Origin of the sequence: Rhizobium sp. 2MFCol3.1 (assembly GCF_000377565.1) — a bacterium.
Classification (GTDB): Bacteria; Pseudomonadota; Alphaproteobacteria; order Rhizobiales; family Rhizobiaceae; genus Rhizobium.
On the sequence record NZ_KB898356.1, the window covers coordinates 61042 to 78951 of the forward strand.

General features: G+C 63.3%; 15 protein-coding genes. 3 read left to right on the top strand and 12 right to left on the bottom strand.

Annotation, left to right across the window (positions count from 1 at the left end; translation table 11 throughout):
- Positions 1-5 precede the first annotated feature (5 nt).
- From D460_RS0108935 to mutS, 3 genes are all read right to left on the bottom strand, one after another.
- Positions 6-2903, bottom strand: coding sequence for a [protein-PII] uridylyltransferase (locus tag D460_RS0108935; protein WP_018898199.1), 2898 nt, complete (start codon positions 2901-2903; stop codon positions 6-8).
- A gap of 110 nt (positions 2904-3013) precedes the next feature.
- The gene (locus tag D460_RS0108940) at positions 3014-3289 is read right to left on the bottom strand and encodes a hypothetical protein (protein ID WP_018898200.1); all 276 of its coding nucleotides are present in this window, start codon (positions 3287-3289) and stop codon (positions 3014-3016) included.
- A 4-nt stretch (positions 3290-3293) separates the two neighbouring features.
- Positions 3294-6026 (bottom strand): DNA mismatch repair protein MutS, encoded by a 2733-nt coding sequence (gene mutS, locus D460_RS0108945; protein WP_026282948.1) that lies wholly within the window; start codon positions 6024-6026, stop codon positions 3294-3296.
- Between the two features lie 289 nt (positions 6027-6315).
- Between mutS and D460_RS0108950 the strand changes: the two genes are divergently transcribed.
- A complete protein-coding gene (locus tag D460_RS0108950; RefSeq protein WP_018898202.1) occupies positions 6316-8598 on the top strand; it encodes an NADP-dependent malic enzyme in 2283 nt (760 codons plus the stop codon).
- Positions 8599-8793: 195 nt separating this feature from the next.
- Here the strand turns inward: D460_RS0108950 and D460_RS0108955 are convergent, their stop codons facing one another.
- The 5 genes from D460_RS0108955 to D460_RS0108975 form a co-directional block, all read right to left on the bottom strand.
- Positions 8794-9669 carry a GNAT family N-acetyltransferase gene (locus D460_RS0108955; protein WP_018898203.1) on the bottom strand — a complete coding sequence of 292 codons (876 nt, stop codon included), beginning with the start codon at positions 9667-9669 and terminating at the stop codon, positions 8794-8796.
- Between the two features lie 109 nt (positions 9670-9778).
- On the bottom strand, positions 9779-12046 hold the full coding sequence (locus D460_RS0108960) for an ATP-binding protein (protein WP_018898204.1): 2268 nt from the start codon (positions 12044-12046) through the stop codon (positions 9779-9781).
- Positions 12047-12101: 55 nt separating this feature from the next.
- Positions 12102-12605, bottom strand: coding sequence for a signal peptidase II (gene lspA, locus D460_RS0108965; RefSeq protein ID WP_018898205.1), 504 nt, complete (start codon positions 12603-12605; stop codon positions 12102-12104).
- Positions 12602-13462, bottom strand: coding sequence for an RNA methyltransferase (locus D460_RS0108970; protein WP_018898206.1), 861 nt, complete (start codon positions 13460-13462; stop codon positions 12602-12604). The genes lspA and D460_RS0108970 overlap by 4 nt, the downstream gene beginning before the upstream one ends.
- Complete coding sequence (locus tag D460_RS0108975) at positions 13459-14562, bottom strand: class I SAM-dependent methyltransferase (RefSeq protein ID WP_018898207.1); 1104 nt, start codon at positions 14560-14562, stop codon at positions 13459-13461. Before D460_RS0108975 ends, D460_RS0108970 begins: the two co-directional genes overlap by 4 nt.
- 117 nt (positions 14563-14679) lie before the next feature.
- Between D460_RS0108975 and D460_RS0108985 the strand changes: the two genes are divergently transcribed.
- Both D460_RS0108985 and D460_RS0108990 read left to right on the top strand, forming a co-directional pair.
- The gene (locus D460_RS0108985; protein WP_018898208.1) at positions 14680-15132 is read left to right on the top strand and encodes a carbon monoxide dehydrogenase subunit G; all 453 of its coding nucleotides are present in this window, start codon (positions 14680-14682) and stop codon (positions 15130-15132) included.
- 62 nt (positions 15133-15194) lie between these two features.
- Positions 15195-15632: a GNAT family N-acetyltransferase gene (locus tag D460_RS0108990; protein WP_018898209.1), complete on the top strand. Its 438-nt coding sequence runs from the start codon at positions 15195-15197 to the stop codon at positions 15630-15632.
- Between the two features lie 5 nt (positions 15633-15637).
- Here D460_RS0108990 and D460_RS0108995 read toward each other — a convergent pair whose 3' ends face one another.
- The 4 genes from D460_RS0108995 to D460_RS0109010 all read right to left on the bottom strand — a co-directional run bounded on the left by D460_RS0108995 (position 15638) and on the right by D460_RS0109010 (position 17888).
- On the bottom strand, positions 15638-16543 hold the full coding sequence (locus tag D460_RS0108995) for a S1C family serine protease (RefSeq protein ID WP_018898210.1): 906 nt from the start codon (positions 16541-16543) through the stop codon (positions 15638-15640).
- A 155-nt stretch (positions 16544-16698) separates the two neighbouring features.
- Positions 16699-17136: a GNAT family N-acetyltransferase gene (locus tag D460_RS0109000; RefSeq protein WP_018898211.1), complete on the bottom strand. Its 438-nt coding sequence runs from the start codon at positions 17134-17136 to the stop codon at positions 16699-16701.
- On the bottom strand, positions 17136-17468 hold the full coding sequence (locus D460_RS0109005; protein WP_018898212.1) for a LapA family protein: 333 nt from the start codon (positions 17466-17468) through the stop codon (positions 17136-17138). Before D460_RS0109005 ends, D460_RS0109000 begins: the two co-directional genes overlap by 1 nt.
- Positions 17469-17588: 120 nt before the next feature.
- Positions 17589-17888 carry an integration host factor subunit beta gene (locus D460_RS0109010; protein WP_018898213.1) on the bottom strand — a complete coding sequence of 100 codons (300 nt, stop codon included), beginning with the start codon at positions 17886-17888 and terminating at the stop codon, positions 17589-17591.
- Positions 17889-17910: the final 22 nt, after the last annotated feature.

Consider the following 17910-nt stretch of genomic DNA (forward strand, 5'->3'; position numbering starts at 1 on the left):
CCGGCTCACTCCGCCGTCTCCTGGGTGGGGCCGGGGGTGCGTGGTGTGGCCGCCGGCGCGATCATGCCTGATGGCATGCGCTCGCGCAGCTCGTCCTGCTCTTCCGCGATCACCGCCTTCATCCGGGCGGTGATGTTGGAGCGCTTGCTGTCGCCCGATATTTTCTGGCCGACGAGATCGGTGACGTAGAAGGTGTCGATCACCTTTTCGCCGAAGGTGGTGATCCGCGCCGACTGGATGTCGAGCGAGAGATCGGACAGAACGGCGGTCACTTCGGACAACAGGCCCGGACGGTCGAGGCACTCGACCTCGATGACGGTGAACTTGTTCGACAGGCTGTTGGAGATATGCACCGAAGGCGGAATGAAGAAGGCCTTGCTCTTCTTGCGGTTCTTGGTGCGGGTCGCGATCACCTCGGGCAGCCGCTTGCGGCCGGAAAGCACGTCCTCGATCATCCGCCCGATCGTGCCGGCGCGGCGAAGCTCGTCGGCATCGTCCTTGAATTCGCGGCTGACATGGATCGTGTCGAGCGCCCGGCCATCTGAGGTCGTGAAGATCTGCGCGTCGACGATATTGGCGCCGGCCGCGGCACAAGCGCCGGCGATGACGGCGAGCAGGCGCGGGTGGTCGGGCGAGAGCACGGTGATCTCGGTGATGGCGTGGAAGCTGTCGGTGCGCACCATCGTCGCCAGCGCCTGGCCGGCCTTGTCGGCCTGGCGGATGAAGCCGGCATGGCGCACCTGGTCTTCCAGCGGTACCGAAAGCAGATAGGGCTGGTAGTGCAGCTTGCTGTAGATCTTGCGATCCTTCTGGCTCCAGTCGGCAAGCGCGTTGAACAGCGCCTCGGCGGCCACGGCAGCGCGCTCCTTGCGCGACACCTCGGAGAAGCCGCCGGCAAGCAGAAGCTCGGTCTCGTAATAGAGGGTGCGCAAGAGCTGACCCTTCCAGCCGTTCCACACGCCCGGGCCGACGGCGCGGATATCGCAGACCGTCAGGATCATCAGCATCTTCAGCCGCTCAAGCGACTGCATGCGGTCGGCGAAATCGGTGATCGTCTTGCGGTCGGTGAGGTCGCGCGTCTGCGCCACCATCGACATGGTCAGATGCTCCTCGATCAGCCAGACCACGGTGTCCGTCTGCTTGTGCGACAGGCCGAAACGGGCGCAGAGCTTGCGGGCGACGCGGGCGCCGGCGATCGAGTGATCCTCCTGGCGGCCCTTGGCGACGTCATGCAGGAGCACTGCCACATAGAGCGCCTCGCGATCCTCGATCCCGGGCATCATCTTGTTGGCGAGCGGGTGCAGCTCTTCGGCCTTGCCCTTGTCGATCTCCGACAGCACATCGACGCTGCGCAGCAGATGCTCATCGACAGTGTAGTGGTGATACATGTTGAACTGCATCATCGCGACGATCTTGCCGAACTCGGGAATGAAGCGGCCGAGTACGCCGGCCTCGTTCATGCGCCGCAGGATCAGAGCCGGATCGCGCTTCGAGGTGAGGATCGAGAGGAACAGCCGGTTGGCTTCCTCGCTCTCGCGCACGCTGTTGTCGATCAGGCTGAGCGAGCGCGTCACGCGCTTCAGCGCATCGGGGTGGAATTCGAGCCCGTTGATATCGGCGACATGGAAGAGCCGGATGATGTTGACGGGATCGCGCTTGAACACATCGGGGCTGGCGAGCGCGATGCGGCCGCGATCCTCCATGAAGTCGGTGCTGCCGGCGATCTTGCGGGTGCGGTGGGTGAAGCGGCTGAACACGCCCGAAAGCCCCGGCGTCGATTTCGCCTGCTGGTCCTCGAGTGCGGCGCAAAGGATGCGCGTGAGGTCACCGACGTCCTTGGCGACCAGGAAGTAGTGCTTCATGAAGCGCTCGACGGCCGAAAGGCCGGGGCGCGAATGATAGTCGAGTGCTGCGGCGATCTCGCGCTGGATGTCGAAGGAGAGCCGTTCCTCGGCCTTGTTGGTGAGGAAATGCATGTGGCAGCGCACGGCCCAGAGGAAGTCGTCGGCCTTTTCGAACAGGCGATATTCGTGCTTGGAGAGAACGCCGAGCGCCACCAGTTCGGCGGTGTCGCGCACGTGGTAATAATATTTGGAGATCCAGAACAGCGTGTGCAGGTCGCGCAGCCCGCCCTTGCCCTCTTTCACGTTCGGCTCGACGAGATAGCGCGTGTCGCCTGCCTTGCGGTGGCGCTCGTCGCGCTCGGCAAGCTTGGCGGCAATGAATTCGGGTCCGGTGCCGGTGACGATCTCCTTGTCGAAGCGCGCCTCGAGCTCGGTTTCGAGCGAGCGAAGGCCGCAAATGTAGCGCATCTCGAGGATCGCCGTGCGGATCGTCATGTCGGACTTCGACAGCGCGATGCATTCTTCGACGGTGCGCGTGGCGTGGCCGACCTTGAAGCCCATGTCCCACAGCATGTAGAGGATGAATTCGACCGCCTTGTGCGTCTCTTCCGCCGGCTTCGGCTGGAACAGGAAGAGCAGGTCGATATCCGAGCCCGGCGCCAGCGTGTCGCGGCCGTAGCCGCCGACGGCGGTGACCGAGAACTTGTCCTTCTGCTTGGGAAAGACGTGGTCGGTGGAAAATTCGTAGAGAACCGTGATGATCTGGTCCTGCAGCCAGGAGATCCGCCGTGCGCATTTCAGGCCGCTGCCGTCGGCAGACAGCAGTTCGCGCGCCTTGTTGCGCCCATCCGTGCTGGCCTTCTTGAAGATACCAAGCAGATCGGAGCGCATCGCGTCCGGCCGGTTCTTGTTGGCCTCCACCACGGCGTCGCACTGCTTGCGCAGATAGTCGGTGTCGAGAATGTCGGAGAAATCGATATCGTTCGTCGGCGCCATGCGCTGGGCGGCTTCCTGTTCGCGCGGCGCGGCCATCTGCTGCGCCTCTCGTTTCGTCTGCATGCGCTATAGCCTCTTTGCCCGCTGTTTGACACGGGCTTTCATACTGCAAGAACCTTTAATTTTGGCGAAAAGGTGATCGTGCGCCGAGACGGCGTGTGGCGCAGCCCGGCTTAGGCGGCGATCTGCGCGTTGACCGAGTAGAGCACCTTGCGGTTTTCGCTGGCGATCTCTTCGAGCATCTCCTTGTCGCATTCGCGGTAGCCCGCTTTGGCGATGGATGCCGTCAGATCCGATATGCGCGAGCAGCAGGCGATGATCTGCAGCAGCCCGAAAGGCGTGTCCCAGCCACGCGGATTGCCGTGTTCGTCGGCAAGGCGAAGCGCCTCGATCGCCGTGAAGATGTTGGCGAGCAGCTGCGTTTCGCGAAGCAGGCGGTCCATGAACATGCGCTTACCCCTGCTTCAGCTTCTTCTTGAGGTCGTAGAGCGCGTCCAGCGCCTCGCGCGGCGTCATGTCGTCTAGGCTCATGTTTTTCAGCGCTTCATCGACCTTCGAAGGCCCGCGCGCCACATCCTCGCGCCGCACCGCCACCTGGAACAGCGGCAGGTCGTCGATCAGCTGGCTCGCCGGGTTCTTGCGGTCGGCGTCTTCGAGCCGCGTCAGCACATCGCGGGCGCGCGAAACGACGGAGGCGGGCAGGCCGGCAAGCCGCGCCACCTGGATACCGTAGGAGCGATCGGCAGCACCGGGGCCGACTTCGTGCAGGAAGATCACGTCGCCGTCCCATTCCTTCACGCGCATCGTCGCGTTGGAAAGCCGCGCCAGCTTCTCCGATAGCACCGTCAATTCATGGAAGTGCGTGGCAAACAGCCCGCGGCAGCGGTTGGCCTCATGCAGATGCTCGACCGATGCCCAGGCGATCGACAGGCCGTCGAAGGTGGCGGTGCCGCGCCCGATCTCGTCGAGGATGACGAGCGAACGGCTGGTCGCCTGGTTCAAGATCGCTGCGGTCTCCACCATCTCGACCATGAAGGTCGAGCGCCCGCGCGCCAGATCGTCCGAGGCGCCGACGCGCGAAAACAACCGGTCGACGATGCCGATATGCGCCGACGTCGCCGGCACGAAGCAGCCCATCTGCGCGAGAATGGCGATCAGCGCGTTCTGGCGCAGGAAGGTCGATTTACCGCCCATGTTCGGGCCAGTCAAAAGCCAGATCGCGCCATCCTTGCCGTCTCCCTCGGGCGAGAGGTCGCAATTATTGGCAACGAAGGGGCCGGTGGACTGGCGGCGCAACGCCTGCTCGACGACAGGATGCCGCCCGCCCTCGATGGCGAACATGGTCGAGCCATCGACCAGCGGCCGGCAATAGGCCTGCTCGTCGGCGAGCAGCGCGAGGCCTGCGGCGACATCGATGACAGCAAGCGCCCGCGCGCCGGCCTTGATGGTTTCTGCCTCGGCGACGACAGCCGCGCTCATCTGGTCGAAAGCGGCAAGCTCGATCGACAGCGCCTGGTCGGCGGCATTGGCGATGCGGCTTTCGAGATCGGCAAGCTCGGTGGTGGTGAAGCGCATGGCGTTCGCCATCGTCTGGCGGTGGATGAACCGCGCCTTGGCTTCCGGCGTGTCGGTCATCGGCCCGGCATTGCCCGCCGTCACCTCGATGAAATAGCCGAGCACGTTGTTGTGCTTGATCTTCAGCGACTTTATGCCGGTCTCGTCGGCATATTGCAGCTGCAGCCCGGCGATCACCCGGCGCGACTGGTCGCGCAGCGCGCGCACCTCGTCCAACTCTGCATTGGCGCCGTCGCGAAGGAAACCGCCATCGCGCTTCAAAAGCGGCAGCTCGTCGCCGAGCGTTTCGCTGAGCAGTGCTGCCACCTGATGGGGAAGGGCGATGAGGCCGGCCAGCGCATCGGCCAGTTCCTCGGGCAGCATGGCGGTTTCCAAGAGCCGCGCCACGTCGGTGGCGGCATTCAGCCCCTGCCGGATCGCCGCGAGATCGCGCGGACCGCCGCGCTCGAGCGCCAGGCGCGACAGCGCGCGCGGCATGTCGGGAACGTGCTTCAGGAGATCACGCAGGTCGCCCGAGAGCGAGGGCTCCTCGATCAGGAAGCCGATCGAATCCAGCCGCTCGTTGATCCGCACTGGATCGGTCAGCGGCGACATCAGGCGCTCGGCGAGCAACCGTGCGCCGCCACCGGTGACGGTGCGGTCGATGGCTTTGAGCAGCGAGCCATTGCGGTCGCCGGAAAGCGTGCGTGCAAGCTCGAGATTGGCCCGTGTCGCCGGGTCGATGAAGAGCGTCGAGGCAGCGCTTTCGCGCTCCGGCTTGCCGAGCGGCGGCCGTTCGGCGATCTGCGTCTTCTCGACATAGGCGACGGCCGCTGCCGCTGCCGCGAGTTCGGAGCGCGAGAAGGTGCCGAAGCCATCGAGCGTCGAGACGCCGAAATAGCGCGCGATCCGGCCTTCCGCCGTGGCGCTGTCGAACAGCACGGATGGCTGCGGCACGGCGGTGCGACCAAGCACGTCGAACACCGGCTTCAATTCTGGATCATGGAACATCGTATCCGGGACGATCAGCTCGCGCGGATCGATCCTCAATATATCGGCCAGCAGCCGCGACGCCTCGGTCTCCGCCAAGCGGAAAACGCCGGTGGAAATGTCGATCCAGGCAAGCGCCATCAAAGGCTCGGAGGCGCCGCGAATGCGGGTCAGCGCCATCAGGTAATTCGATTCCGAAGGCGAAAGCAGCTTTTCCTCGGTGATCGTTCCCGGCGTCACCAGCCGCACCACGTCGCGCTTCACAACCGACTTGCTGCCGCGCTTCTTGGCTTCCGCGGGGTCCTCGACCTGCTCGCAGACCGCCACGCGGAAACCGAGCCCAATCAGCTTCTGCAGATAATCGTCGGCCGCATGAACCGGCACGCCGCACATCGGGATATCCTGGCCCATGTGCTGGCCGCGCTTCGTCAGCGTGATCCCGAGCGCGCGCGATGCGTCGAGCGCGTCTTCGAAGAACAGCTCGTAGAAATCGCCCATGCGGTAGAACAAAAGCGAATCCGGATTGTTCGCCTTGATCTCGATGAACTGCTCCATCATCGGCGTGGCCGAGGCGCGGCTCTCTTCCGTTGCAAGCTCGGCAGCCGAAAAGGCTTCGTGTCTCAAGGTCATTCGATCGTTCACGGAGTGGGCTTTTCCCTAAAAAACAGGGTGCCACCCTATCGAAGCGCGGCTATAGAAGACAACAGCTATCGGGAAATGGGAGCCGTTAGCCCACAGGAGGATTGAGGAGGTCGTCGTAGAACCGCAAGGTCAGGAACCCCTTAGGGGCGCCTGTCAGTTCCACCGGATATTTTAATCGATTGTAGCCGTACGGCTTTTTCGCAAGGCGTCGTGTCAGCCCCAAACAGCGTGTCTATAGAGGGTCGACTAGCGCAATCGAAGGCCGGTTGTCAGGAGATTTGGAGGAGATATGCCCGACATGAACAGCAAGCAGCGCCCCGCCAACGGCATTACCGACAAGGAAGCGCTCGACTTCCATTCGCAGGGAAAACCCGGCAAGCTCGAAGTCAACCCGACCAAGCCGATGGCCACGCAGCGGGATCTCTCGCTTGCCTATTCGCCGGGCGTCGCCGTTCCCGTCAAGGCCATCGCCGCCGATCCCGCCACCGCCTATGATTATACCTCGCGCGGCAACATGGTGGCGGTCATCTCCAACGGTACCGCCATCCTCGGCCTCGGCAATCTCGGTGCACTGGCGTCGAAGCCCGTCATGGAAGGCAAGTCGGTCCTCTTCAAGCGCTTCGCCGATGTCGACAGCATCGACCTTGAGGTCGATACGGAAAATGTCGACGAGTTCATCAACTGCGTCCGCTTTCTCGGCCCCTCCTTCGGCGGCATCAATCTCGAAGACATCAAGGCGCCGGACTGTTTCATCATCGAGAGCCGCCTGCGCGAGCTGATGGACATTCCGGTTTTCCACGATGACCAGCACGGCACCGCGATCATCGCCGCCGCCGGCCTCATCAACGCGTTGGAGCTGACTGGCCGCGACCTGAAGACCACAAAGCTCGTCTGCAACGGCGCGGGTGCCGCCGCGATCGCCTGCGTCGAGCTCATCAAGGCCATGGGCTTCGCGCCTGAGAATATCGTGCTCTGCGACACCAAGGGCGTCATCTACCAGGGCCGCACCGAGGGCATGAACCAGTGGAAGTCGGCGCATGCGGTCAAGACCAAGGCGCGCACGCTGGAAGAAGCGATGAAGGGCGCCGACGTCGTCTTCGGCCTGTCGCAGAAGGGCGCCTTCTCCGAGGAGATGATCTTGTCGATGGCCGACAGCCCGATCATCTTCGCCATGGCCAATCCCGATCCTGAGATCACGCCGGAAGAGGTTGCGCGCATTCGCGACGACGCCATCATGGCGACCGGCCGTTCGGATTATCCGAACCAGGTCAACAACGTGCTGGGCTTCCCCTATATCTTCCGTGGCGCGCTCGATGTCCGCGCCACGACGATCAACGACGATATGAAGATCGCGGCCGTCCGGGCGCTGGCAAGCCTCGCCCGTGAAGACGTTCCCGACGATGTCGCCGCCGCCTATCAGGGCAACCGTCCCCGTTTCGGCCCGCAATATATCATCCCGGTCCCCTTTGATCCGCGCCTGATTTCGGCGATCCCCGTGGCTGTCGCTCAGGCCGCCATGGAAAGCGGCGTCGCCCGCAAGCCGATCCCCGACATGGCCGCCTACGCCCGCGAACTGTCGGCGCGTCGCGATCCGATCGCCTCGACGCTGGCGAGCCTCTATGAGCGCGTGCGCCGCCATCCCAAGCGCGTGGTCTTCGCCGAGGCCGAGGAGGAGCAGGTCATGCGCGCCGCACTCTCCTACGCCAACCAGCAGCTCGGCACCGCCATCCTGCTCGGCCGCGAGGATCTGATCCATGCGACCGCAGAGCGTGCCGGCATCGATCTCAACCGCCCGGGCCTCGAGATCGTCAACGCCCGCATCTCGACCCGGGTGGAAGCCTATATCGACTATCTCTACGCCCGCCTGCAGCGCAAAGGCTATCTGCACCGCGATGCCCAGCGTCTGATCCACAACGACCGCAACCACTTCGCGGCCTGCATGGTGGCGCTGGGCGATGCCGACGGCATGGTGACGGGCATCACCCGCAACTACTCGACGGCGCTCGAGGATGTCCGCCGCTGCATCGACGAAAAGCCCGGCCACCGGGTGATAGGCGTATCGATCGCGCTCTGCCGTGGCCGCACCGTCTTCGTGGCCGACACCGCGGTCCACGACATGCCGTCGGCCGAGGAGCTTGCCGATATCGCGGTCGAGGCAGCCGGCTTCGCACGCCGCATGGGCTATAATCCGCGCATCGCCATGCTCGCCTACTCCACCTTCGGCCACCCCTCCGGCGAGCGCTCCGAGCGCGTCCGCGAAGCCGTCGCCATCCTCGACCGCCGCCATGTGGATTTCGAGTATGACGGCGAGATGGCGGCTGATGTGGCGCTGAACCGCAAGGCGATGGAGCAATACCCCTTCTGCCGCCTGTCCGGCCCCGCCAACGTGCTGGTCATGCCGGCGTTCCACTCGGCCTCGATCTCGACCAAGATGCTGCAGGAACTCGGCGGCTCCACCGTCATCGGCCCCATCCTCGTCGGCGTCGACAAGGCGGTACAGATCACCTCGATGGGAGCGAAGGACAGCGACATCGTCAACATGGCCGCGATTGCGGCTTATACGGGGTCGTGAGGTGGGTTTTGAAAAGGTGAGGGTGTGCCGTGTGGCCCCCTCATCTGGCTGCCGCCATCTTCTCCCCGCTGGGGAGAAGGGGTGTGTGGCGGACCGCTCGCCCCAATCTCTCCCTTCTCCCCAGCGGGGAGAAGGTGGCCCGAAGGGTCGGATGAGGGGGCTACACGGCGAAAGGCTAAAGATTAGCTATGCCAATCAGCTGGCAAACCGCCCAGCATCGGCACCGTAATAATTCACATACCGATCCGAAATGCTTGATATCGGCAGAACGATCAGCACGTCCGTCGTGTTGAACGCCTTGTCGACAACTGCGGTCGAGCCGACCATGGCGCCGAGGCGCAGGTAGCCCTTGATCAGCGGCGGCAGGGCCATCAGCGCGCGCTTCGGATTGACGGCTTCGACCGGCATCAGGTCCATGTCGCGGGCTAGATGCGGCAGCGCGTCGACGGCCCACTCGTCCTTGGCCGCGACGTTGTGGCGCAGGAAGGAGAGTGCCAGCGCATGCTGTTCCGGGTGAATGCCCGGGAAGGAGGCGCAGCCGAACATCGCGCTCATGCCGTGCTTCAGCGCATAGGCCCAGTTGCCCTGCCAAAGAAGCTCGACGATGCGCTTGGTGCGGTAGTCCGGCAGCACGCAGGAGCGGCCGAGCTCCATGAAACGCTTATCCGGATGGCGCGCGATCAGCGCGTCGATGTCGAATTCGGAAGCCGAGTAAAAGCCGCCATTGGCCATCGCCACCTCCTGCCGCAGCAGGCGGTAGGTGCCGACGATCTGATCCTCACTGTCGCCCTCGATCGAGCGATCGAGCACCAGAAGGTGGTCGCAAAAGTCGTCATAGGCGTCGAAATCCCGCTTGCGGCGCATCGCTTCCGCAGGCAGCTCGGCCTTCATCTCGTCCACGAAAACACGGTAGCGCACGGATTGCGCGGCATCGATTTCGCCGGGCGTACGGGCAAGGCGTGTCTCGAAATTGCCGATCCGGCCGAACACGTCGCTCTCGATCTGTTCGGCTTTCCGCGCAGGGGGAAGAGCCTCGACGAGGGTGTCACGGTTGCAGATATCTACGGACATGACGAATCTTTCATTGCCGGCTTTAGGACGCCATAAAACACTTATATGCGACAGCAAAGTGACATTTTAAACCCCCAGATACGCAAGAAACACATGGGTGGCGGTGGAGCTACAGTGCTTCTGCGCGACGTGCCGAAAGCGCGGCGACAGCCTGAACTTCCGTCAGCAGCCGTATGGGGTCTATGGGTTTCAGCATGACGCGGTTTGCCCCGTTCAGCAAGACTTGACGACGCGATTCATCGCGTTTGTCAGCAGTCAAAACGATGATCGGCACCGAGGGAACCTCAAGCCGGCGCTCATGGCCACGTAGCCGGCCAATCATTTCGATCCCGTCGCCGCCGGGCATGGAAAGATCGCTGATGACGATATCCGGCCGCACGCTGCCTTCCGCCAGCGCTGCATCGAGCAGCGCCTCGAAATGCTCGACATGCTGCACGCTGTGGCCGGCTTTTTCCAGCATAGCGCGGATCAGCATGGCGTTGATCGGATCGTCTTCGGCGAGCACGATCTTCAGCCCGCTCTGAATGCCCGCCTCCGGGATGCCGGGGCTGAAGCCGGGCTGGTTGTCGTTGAGCGCATCGCGCTTTTCCATGCCGCGCATGCGCCCGCGCAAGACGTCGATCAGCGACTGTTCGCGCAGCGGCCGGATCAGCCAGGCGTCGAAGAGATCGAGCGAATGGGCGTTGCGCTCTTCCGGGTTGACCAGGAAGATCTTGCGCAGGCCAAGGGCCGCGATATCCGTCCGGTCGGCGAGGTGTGCGGCGAATTCGGCCGACATGCGGTGGTCGACGATGATGTCGGTCGGCCGCCGTCCATTGGCCGCCATGTCGAGCAGGATCCAGCGCGCCGTCTCGCCATCCTCGACGAAGTGGCACTGGCCGCCGAGCGTGCGGATGGTCTCCGAGATCGCCATGCGCGCGGCACCGGCGGGCGCCAAGAGCACGACGAGATTGCCGGAAAGCAGCGTGTCGCGGCGGGCCGCGGGCTCCTCATCCCCTTCGGTGCGGAAGCGGATGCAGAACTCCGTGCCCGTGCCCTTTTCGCTGGCAACCGTCAGCGCGCCGCCGAACTCGCGCATGATGCGCGCCGAGATGGCAAGGCCAAGGCCGGTGCCGTTGCTCTTCTCCACCATGGTGCCCGCCTGTTCGTATTCGCCGAAGACACGCGCCTGTTCTTCTTCCGTCATGCCCGGCCCGGTATCGGTGACGGTGATCGCAAGCTCGCCATCCTGCAGCGACACGCGAATGAACACGCCGCCGACCTGGGTGAATTTCACCGCATTGCCGATGACGTTGAACAAGACCTGGCGCAGGCGCGCCGCGTCGAAATTCATGAGCTCGGGAACATCCGACGACACGGTCGAGCCGATCTCGATGCCCTTCTCGTGGGCGCGGTGGGCAAGCATCTCGACCACGCTCTCCAAGAGCTTGCGCACCGATTCCGAGCGCGGGCGCAGCTGGAAGCGCCCGACCTCGATGGTCGAGAAATCGAGCAGATCCTCGACCAGCTGGGTCAGCGCATGGCCCGACTGGCGGATGCCGGTCAGGTAGTTGTCCTGCTCCTGCGTCATCCGCGTCTCGGTCAGAAGATGCGTCATGCCGAGAATGCCTGAGAGCGGCGTGCGCAGTTCGTGGCTGACGGTCGCAAGCAGTCGCGACTTCGAGGCGCTGTTGAACTCCGCCTTCTGCCGCGCCTCCTCGCGCTCCTGCGCCGCGATGCGATCAGCCGTCACGTCGCGGGCGATGCTGTGCAGCAAAAGCTTTCCGTCCGAGGGGTTGCGCGTCACGACATCGCGCCAGAAGAAGATCCGCTGACCCTCGGGCGTCGACATCTCGACATCGTAGCGATGCGGCTCCGTGCCGGGGCGAAAGGCGATGCCGATCTCCTCGCAGGTCTGCCCGATCGGGTTCAGCCGCCCGGTCAGCCGTCGGAACATGTCGTTCGCGGCAACGATCCGCCGATCCATCGTCCGGGTCACGGTGATATCGCCGAGCGCATCGTGGATGCAGGCGAACAGCGCCGCATCGCTTCCTCCGCGCGCGGTGTCGTCGCTGGCGCGCGTCTTGATATGATGGCGGCGCGTGGAGACAATCGCGAAGCAGACGATCGCGGCAAGCACCAGCGCGCCGATGCCGATCGACACCCAGAGCAGACCGCCCATATAGCCGAGCGCAAGCAAGAGGATAGCGGCGAGAATGCCGGTGCCGCCGAGCCAATAGGAGATCAGCTTGCGCGCCGAGGGGGCGACGACGGGGCTGTGTTCGGGGGTAGCAGGGGACATGTCAGCCGGGATCGCGGCCTGCTCATCTTGAGGATGAGCGGCAGGCGCGCCGAAGGCAGCGGCAAGCTTCTCGTGTAACTGACCCAGTCCGACCATAGGTTCAAATTAGCACGCCGGCTGTTCCAAATGCCTTCAGCAAACCGCTAAGATTTTACTTATCGGCCGTCTTGGGTTGCAATAGCTCGTCCAAAATCACGCATCCCGCGCCGATGGTGATGAAACTATCGGCCAAGTTGAAAACCGCGAACGACCATGTCTCGGTATAGAACAGGATGTAATCGATGACGTGTCCATAAAGGAAACGGTCGATGAGATTGCCCAGCGCGCCTGAAATGATCAGTGCGTAGCCGAGATGGGCGAAGGTGCGCTGCTTGCCCGTGCGGTGCCAGAGCCAGAGCACGAAGGCCACGATGATCAGCCGCATGCCGACGATGAACCACCCATCCATGCCTGAGAGCATCGAGAAGGCGACGCCGAGATTATAGGTACGGTAGAGCGCCAGCATCGGGATGACGTGCACCGCCTCTTGAAGCGGCAGCGTGTGATCGACCACGATCTTGATGATCTGGTCGAGCACCACGGCAAGAACGACGAAGATCAGGATCGGCAGCGGGCGCGAAAACAGCGTCGGGCGGTCTAGCGTCTGATCGGTCATTTGGCCTCGGTGAGTGAGAGAAGGTGGCGGCGTGCCTCGAACATCATGACGGCGCTGGCGACGGCCAGATTGAGCGAATCCGCCAGGCCCTGCTGCGGAATGCGGGCAAGCGCATCGGCTTCACGCGCCAGCTGGTCCGGCAGGCCTGATTGCTCGTTGCCCATCAGGATGACGACGGGCTTCGCCTTGTAGTCGATCGTGCGGTAATCGACCGAGCCGGCCAGATGCGTGGCGACCAGCGAAACGCCCGCCTGCTTCTTCCAGGCGATGAATTCCTCTGGCGTCGCGCGCGACACAGGCATGGCGAAGACCGAACCCATCGTGGCACGCACGGTCTCGAGAGAGAACGGGTCCGTGGTCTCGCCGACCAGGATGACGCCGGAAGCGCCGGCCGCGTCGGCGGTGCGGATGATCGTACCGAGATTGCCGGGATCGCGAACCCTATCGAGCGCGATCCACGTCTCGCCCTTGGCCGGGCGAATGTCGCGCAGCGGCTTCCAGCGGTTTTCGAATACGCCGACCACCATCTGCGGATTGTCGCGGCGGGTGATCGAGGAGAGAACCTTCTCGCTGACCTCGAGCACCAGCCCGCCGGAGGCGACGGTCTTCGCCGCCATCTGCTCGACCAGCGGCTTGCCCTTGGCGGCCTTGGCGTAAACCAGCGTGCGGATGGTCCAGCCAAGCTCGATCGCGTCGATCACGAGCTTCAGCCCCTCGGCCATGAAGGTGCCGCTCTGCTCGCGGGTCTTCTTGTCGCTGAGCGCCTTGATGTCCTTGATGATGGGATTGGCAAGCGAGGTGACTTCCTTCACCTGGCCGACCCTGCGCGGACCGTTGTCGCGGTGTTCGTGGCTCATTTCGGCACCCAGCGGGAAAAGAGGGATGTGGAGAGCGCGCGGCCCGGCGTGTTGCCATCAAGCCCGGCCTCGCGGATCACCAGCTCTCCGGATTCGACCACGCCGCCGGCTCCGCGCATCGTCTCGCGCATCAGCTCATGGATGGAATAGAAGCTGGCGCGGATCGAGTAGGCCGTCAGCACGAGGCCGACAGCCTTGGGCGACAGGATCTCGCGGCAGATGTCGAGCATCACGGGTAGGTGCTCGAACAGATGCCAGACTTCGCCATTCGGGCCGCGGCCGAATTTCGGCGGGTCGGTCAGAATGATGTCGTAGGTGTTGCCGCGACGTTCCTCGCGCAGGATGAACTTCATCGCGTCTTCGCAGATCCAGCGGATCGGCGCCTTTTCAAGCCCGCTCATCGCCTGGTTCTCGCGCGCCCAGCCGATCGCCTTCTTCGAGGCATCGACATGCGTGACCTCGGCGCCCGCGGCAGCCGCGACCAGCGATGCAACGCCGGTGTAGCCGAAGAGGTTCAGCACCTTCAGCGGCCGGCCGGCGGCTTCGACCTGCTGCTTCATCCACGTCCAGTGAACGATCTGCTCGGGAAACACGCCGACATGGCGAAACGAGGTGAAGCGGCCGAGAAAGTCGACGCCGAGAAGGTTGAGCGGCCAGGTCTCTCCCAGCGCTTCCTTGGGAAAACGCCAGCGGCCGGTGCCCTCTTCATCGGTATCGCCGGTAAAGGCCGCATCGACCTTGTCCCAGACATGTTTCGGAAGCGATGGCTTCCACAGCGCCTGTCCTTCCGGACGAATGATCCGGTAGGGGCCGTATTGCTCGAGCTTTTCCCCATTGCCGCTGTCGATCAGATGAAAATCGCCGGCGCCGAGGGATTCGAGAATGATCGGAACGCGCTCGGGCGGCCGTTCACCGGTGCGCTCCATCAATGGGCGCTCCAGTGCCGCAGGCGCGGAGGCGGGCTCGCGCGCGGCCTGTTGCGGCGCTGCGGGTTTGTTCGCGGGCTTCGGCGGGCGGCTGTTGCCGCGCTCGTCGCCGCGTCGTCCACTGGCGGGGCCGGTGCCGGATTTCTGGCCCGGCCGGCGTTCTTTTTGTCTCAACGTGGTGTTCCGCGTGCTGAATTTGATAGAGCCCGTGCAAATAGCATCCCATTTTCACCTTGGCAAAGCGCTTTCCCGCCGCGATATGTTCGACAAGGTGAAAATGGGAGGATTGTGATGGACTTCGTCGGACAAGAGCGGATCACCGCGCCGCGCGACGTCGTGTGGGCCGGCCTCAACGATCCCGATATCCTCAAGGGATGCATTCCCGGTTGCCAATCGCTGGAGTTTACCGGTCCGAACGAGCTCGTCGCCACGATCCGGGTCAAGATCGGCATGGTGCCGCTCACCTTCACCGGCGAAATCCGCGTCTCCAACATCGATGCACCCCTGAGCTACACGCTGTCTGCCGAAGGCAAGGGTAGCATCGCCGGCTTCGCCAGGGGATCGGCCGATGTGACGCTCGAGGACGATAGCGGCGAAACCATCCTGCATTATCGCGCCGGCGCCGATGTCGGCGGCAGGATCGCCCAGCTTGGCGCCAAGCTGATCGATTCCTCGTCCCAGAAGCTCGCGCAGCGGTTCTTCTCCGATTTCAACGCGGCGGTCAGCGCCAAGGCAGGCGAATAAAAGGCCGCTGCCGTCCAACGAGGTAATTGGCAGCCCATCCCGTCTCCGCTACATCCATAACCATGCAGTGGACCATCCGATCGCCAGAAAAGGCCGACCTGGAAGAACTCGCGGATATCTATCTCGCGGTGCGTCGCGACACCTTCACTTGGGTCGACCCGCAGGTTTTCCGCCACGAGGATTTCCACGCGCATACGCAGGGCGAACTTCTGTGGCTCGCCGAGATGCCGGATGGCGAGATCGCGGGTTTCATGACGCTGTGGTCGCCCGATGACTTCATCCACATGCTCTACATCAGGAAACAGTATCGCGGCCTCGGCATCGGCCAGGCTCTCCTGAAGGCGCTGCCCTACTGGCCTGACAAGACTTACCGGCTGAAGTGCCTCGACCGCAACGAAAACGCCAAGGCCTTCTATCGCGCTCGGGGGTTCGTGGTGACAGGCAAGGGTTCATCGCGTGAAGGCGAATACGAAGAGATGACCTTCTTCCCCGAGCGCTGACCCCGTCACTGCATCTGCGGCTTGCGCAGGAAGCTATTGCGATCGGCCGAGCGCACACGCAGCCAAGCCTCGCGGCCGTCTCGGAGGATACGCATCGGGATCTCGGCGCCGGCGGGGCCGCTGCTCCAGATCTTACGGTAGAAATCGGCCAGCCCATCGACCTCGCCGTCGCGGATTTCCGAGATGACGTCACCGCGTTTCAGTCCCGCCTGATCCGCCGGACTGCCTTCCGCAACGCTCATTACGATCACGTCGCCGTTGCTTTCGGCGGAGAATGCGCCGAGCCAGGGGCGCGCCGGCTTGTTGACCTGTCCGCGCGTGGTCAGGTCGTCGAGGATCGGTGTCAGGAGGTTGATCGGCACGATCATGTTGATATCCGCCACCTCGCCACCCTGGCTCATCTGCAAGCGCAGCGAACCGATTCCGATGAGCTTGCCGTCGCCATCGACCAACGCCGCTCCGCCCCAGGAGGGGTGCGCGGGCGTGGTGAAGATCGCCTCGTCGAGCAGATATTCCCAATAACCGGCGAATTCCTGCTTGGCGACGATCTTGGCATCGACGAACTCGCCGATCCCGTCGATCAGCGTCACAGATTGCCCAAGCTCGGCCAACGTGGCATCGCCGAATTCAAGCGCCGGCAGGTTGAGGGGGCCAAGCGCCTGAAGCAGGCCAAAGCCCGTTTCCTGATCGTAGCCGAGCGGATGCGCCGCCACCACCCGTCCGTCATGGGCGGTGAGCCACACTTCCTCGGCCTCGGTGATCAGATAGCCGATCGTCAGCACCAGGCCGCTGTCCTTAATGACCACGCCGCTGCCCTCGCGCCGGGTACCGAGCGTATCGGCGGTATAGGCATCATCGGGAATGATGCCGCGGACGGCGACGACCGATTTCAGGATCTGATCTGTGTTCATGGTTTCATCCTCATGAAGCGACGCGCTGAGGCAGTGAAACTGCTTTGGGAGAAGGGCGCAGCGGGTTCTTTGGACATAGCTATGAAGACAGATGGCGCGGCGCAAGGGCTTGGCAAGCCGAAATATGTCTTGCGGAGGTGTTGTCTCCGACGCGCTTAGGTGGCTGCAAGTCGCTTCTTCAGGAGGAACCTGGCAGGCGTCTCCTGATCACCCTCAAGGCTTCCAAAGACCTCGAAACCGAGCTTCTCGTAAAACGGTCTTGCCTGAAATTCGAAGGTATCGAGAAACAAGCCAAGATAACCGCGTTCGCGCGCGATGGCCTCTGCGTGGCGCATCAATTGCGATCCCAGCCCCATGCCGCGGAATTCTTGCGGCACCACCAGGTATTTGATGAACAGCCAATTGTATTCATCACGAGCGTAGAGCCCACCGATCACCTCTCCTCGCTCTTCCTTGCGAAGGAGAATAGCGAGATGAGGCTTCTCAGCGATATGCGCGGTCCATGGTGCATTGTATTCGAGCAGGATCTCTAGGAGACGGTCCGTGTCGTGATCATCCGGCTCGCCATCGACGATATCGACGAAAGGCACCATCACCGCGACGGCAACTGTCCGGCGATTTCTTCCGAGCGTGCCTTGTGGCGGTCGGCTTCACCCTGCCAACGGACGGCCTCCTTGGCCTCGCTGCGGGCGCGCTTGCGATGCTTGCCCTGGTTCATCCAGGTCACCGCCGAGCCGGCGAACATGCCGATGATCAGTGCGATGAAGAGGAACACGAAGAACGGCGCCGAGAGCGACAGCACCTGATCCTCGGGGCGGAACGGATTGAACGCCAGCGTCACGCTCTGGCGGTTGGCCACGCAAAAAATGATCAGTATGATGCCGAGCGGCAGCAAGATCAGGAGGTTGATAATCTTCTTCGCCATCGCAGGCCTCCACATGCTCACGCACGCTCATGGTAAGCGGCGCGTTGTTCAGCCACAGGATAGAAAAGACCTCGTGAAGTTCAAGTGCGGTTTCGCCGCAGCCGGACCTGAAGGCGGCGATCAGTCGTCCTGATCGGCCTGTCCCGGGTTCAGCCGCTCGCGCAGCTCCTTGCCGGTCTTGAAGAAGGGGACCCACTTCTCCTCGACGAACACGGTGTCGCCGGTGCGCGGGTTGCGGCCCGAGCGCGATGGACGGTTCTTGACGGAAAAGGCGCCGAAACCGCGCAGCTCGACGCGGTTGCCCGCCGCCAGCGCATCGGTGATCTCGTCGAGAACCGCGTTCACGATATTTTCCACATCGCGATGGTAAAGATGCGGGTTGCGAGCCGCAACTATCTGCACCAGCTCGGACTTGATCACGGTGGCCCCCTTAAATTATTGA

What these genes read in the sequence shown, in the direction of transcription:
- D460_RS0108995 (WP_018898210.1), bottom strand. Translation starts at nt 16,543, where the DNA reads ATGAACACAGATCAGATCCTGAAATCGGTCGTCGCCGTCCGCGGCATC.
- D460_RS0108990 (WP_018898209.1), top strand. Translation starts at nt 15,195, where the DNA reads ATGCAGTGGACCATCCGATCGCCAGAAAAGGCCGACCTGGAAGAACTC.
- D460_RS0108950 (WP_018898202.1), top strand. Translation starts at nt 6,316, where the DNA reads ATGCCCGACATGAACAGCAAGCAGCGCCCCGCCAACGGCATTACCGAC.
- D460_RS0108940 (WP_018898200.1), bottom strand. Translation starts at nt 3,289, where the DNA reads ATGTTCATGGACCGCCTGCTTCGCGAAACGCAGCTGCTCGCCAACATC.
- lspA (WP_018898205.1), bottom strand. Translation starts at nt 12,605, where the DNA reads ATGACCGATCAGACGCTAGACCGCCCGACGCTGTTTTCGCGCCCGCTG.
- D460_RS0108985 (WP_018898208.1), top strand. Translation starts at nt 14,680, where the DNA reads ATGGACTTCGTCGGACAAGAGCGGATCACCGCGCCGCGCGACGTCGTG.
- D460_RS0109000 (WP_018898211.1), bottom strand. Translation starts at nt 17,136, where the DNA reads ATGGTGCCTTTCGTCGATATCGTCGATGGCGAGCCGGATGATCACGAC.
- D460_RS0109005 (WP_018898212.1), bottom strand. Translation starts at nt 17,468, where the DNA reads ATGGCGAAGAAGATTATCAACCTCCTGATCTTGCTGCCGCTCGGCATC.
- D460_RS0108935 (WP_018898199.1), bottom strand. Translation starts at nt 2,903, where the DNA reads ATGCAGACGAAACGAGAGGCGCAGCAGATGGCCGCGCCGCGCGAACAG.
- D460_RS0108955 (WP_018898203.1), bottom strand. Translation starts at nt 9,669, where the DNA reads ATGTCCGTAGATATCTGCAACCGTGACACCCTCGTCGAGGCTCTTCCC.
- D460_RS0108960 (WP_018898204.1), bottom strand. Translation starts at nt 12,046, where the DNA reads ATGGTCGGACTGGGTCAGTTACACGAGAAGCTTGCCGCTGCCTTCGGC.
- D460_RS0108970 (WP_018898206.1), bottom strand. Translation starts at nt 13,462, where the DNA reads ATGAGCCACGAACACCGCGACAACGGTCCGCGCAGGGTCGGCCAGGTG.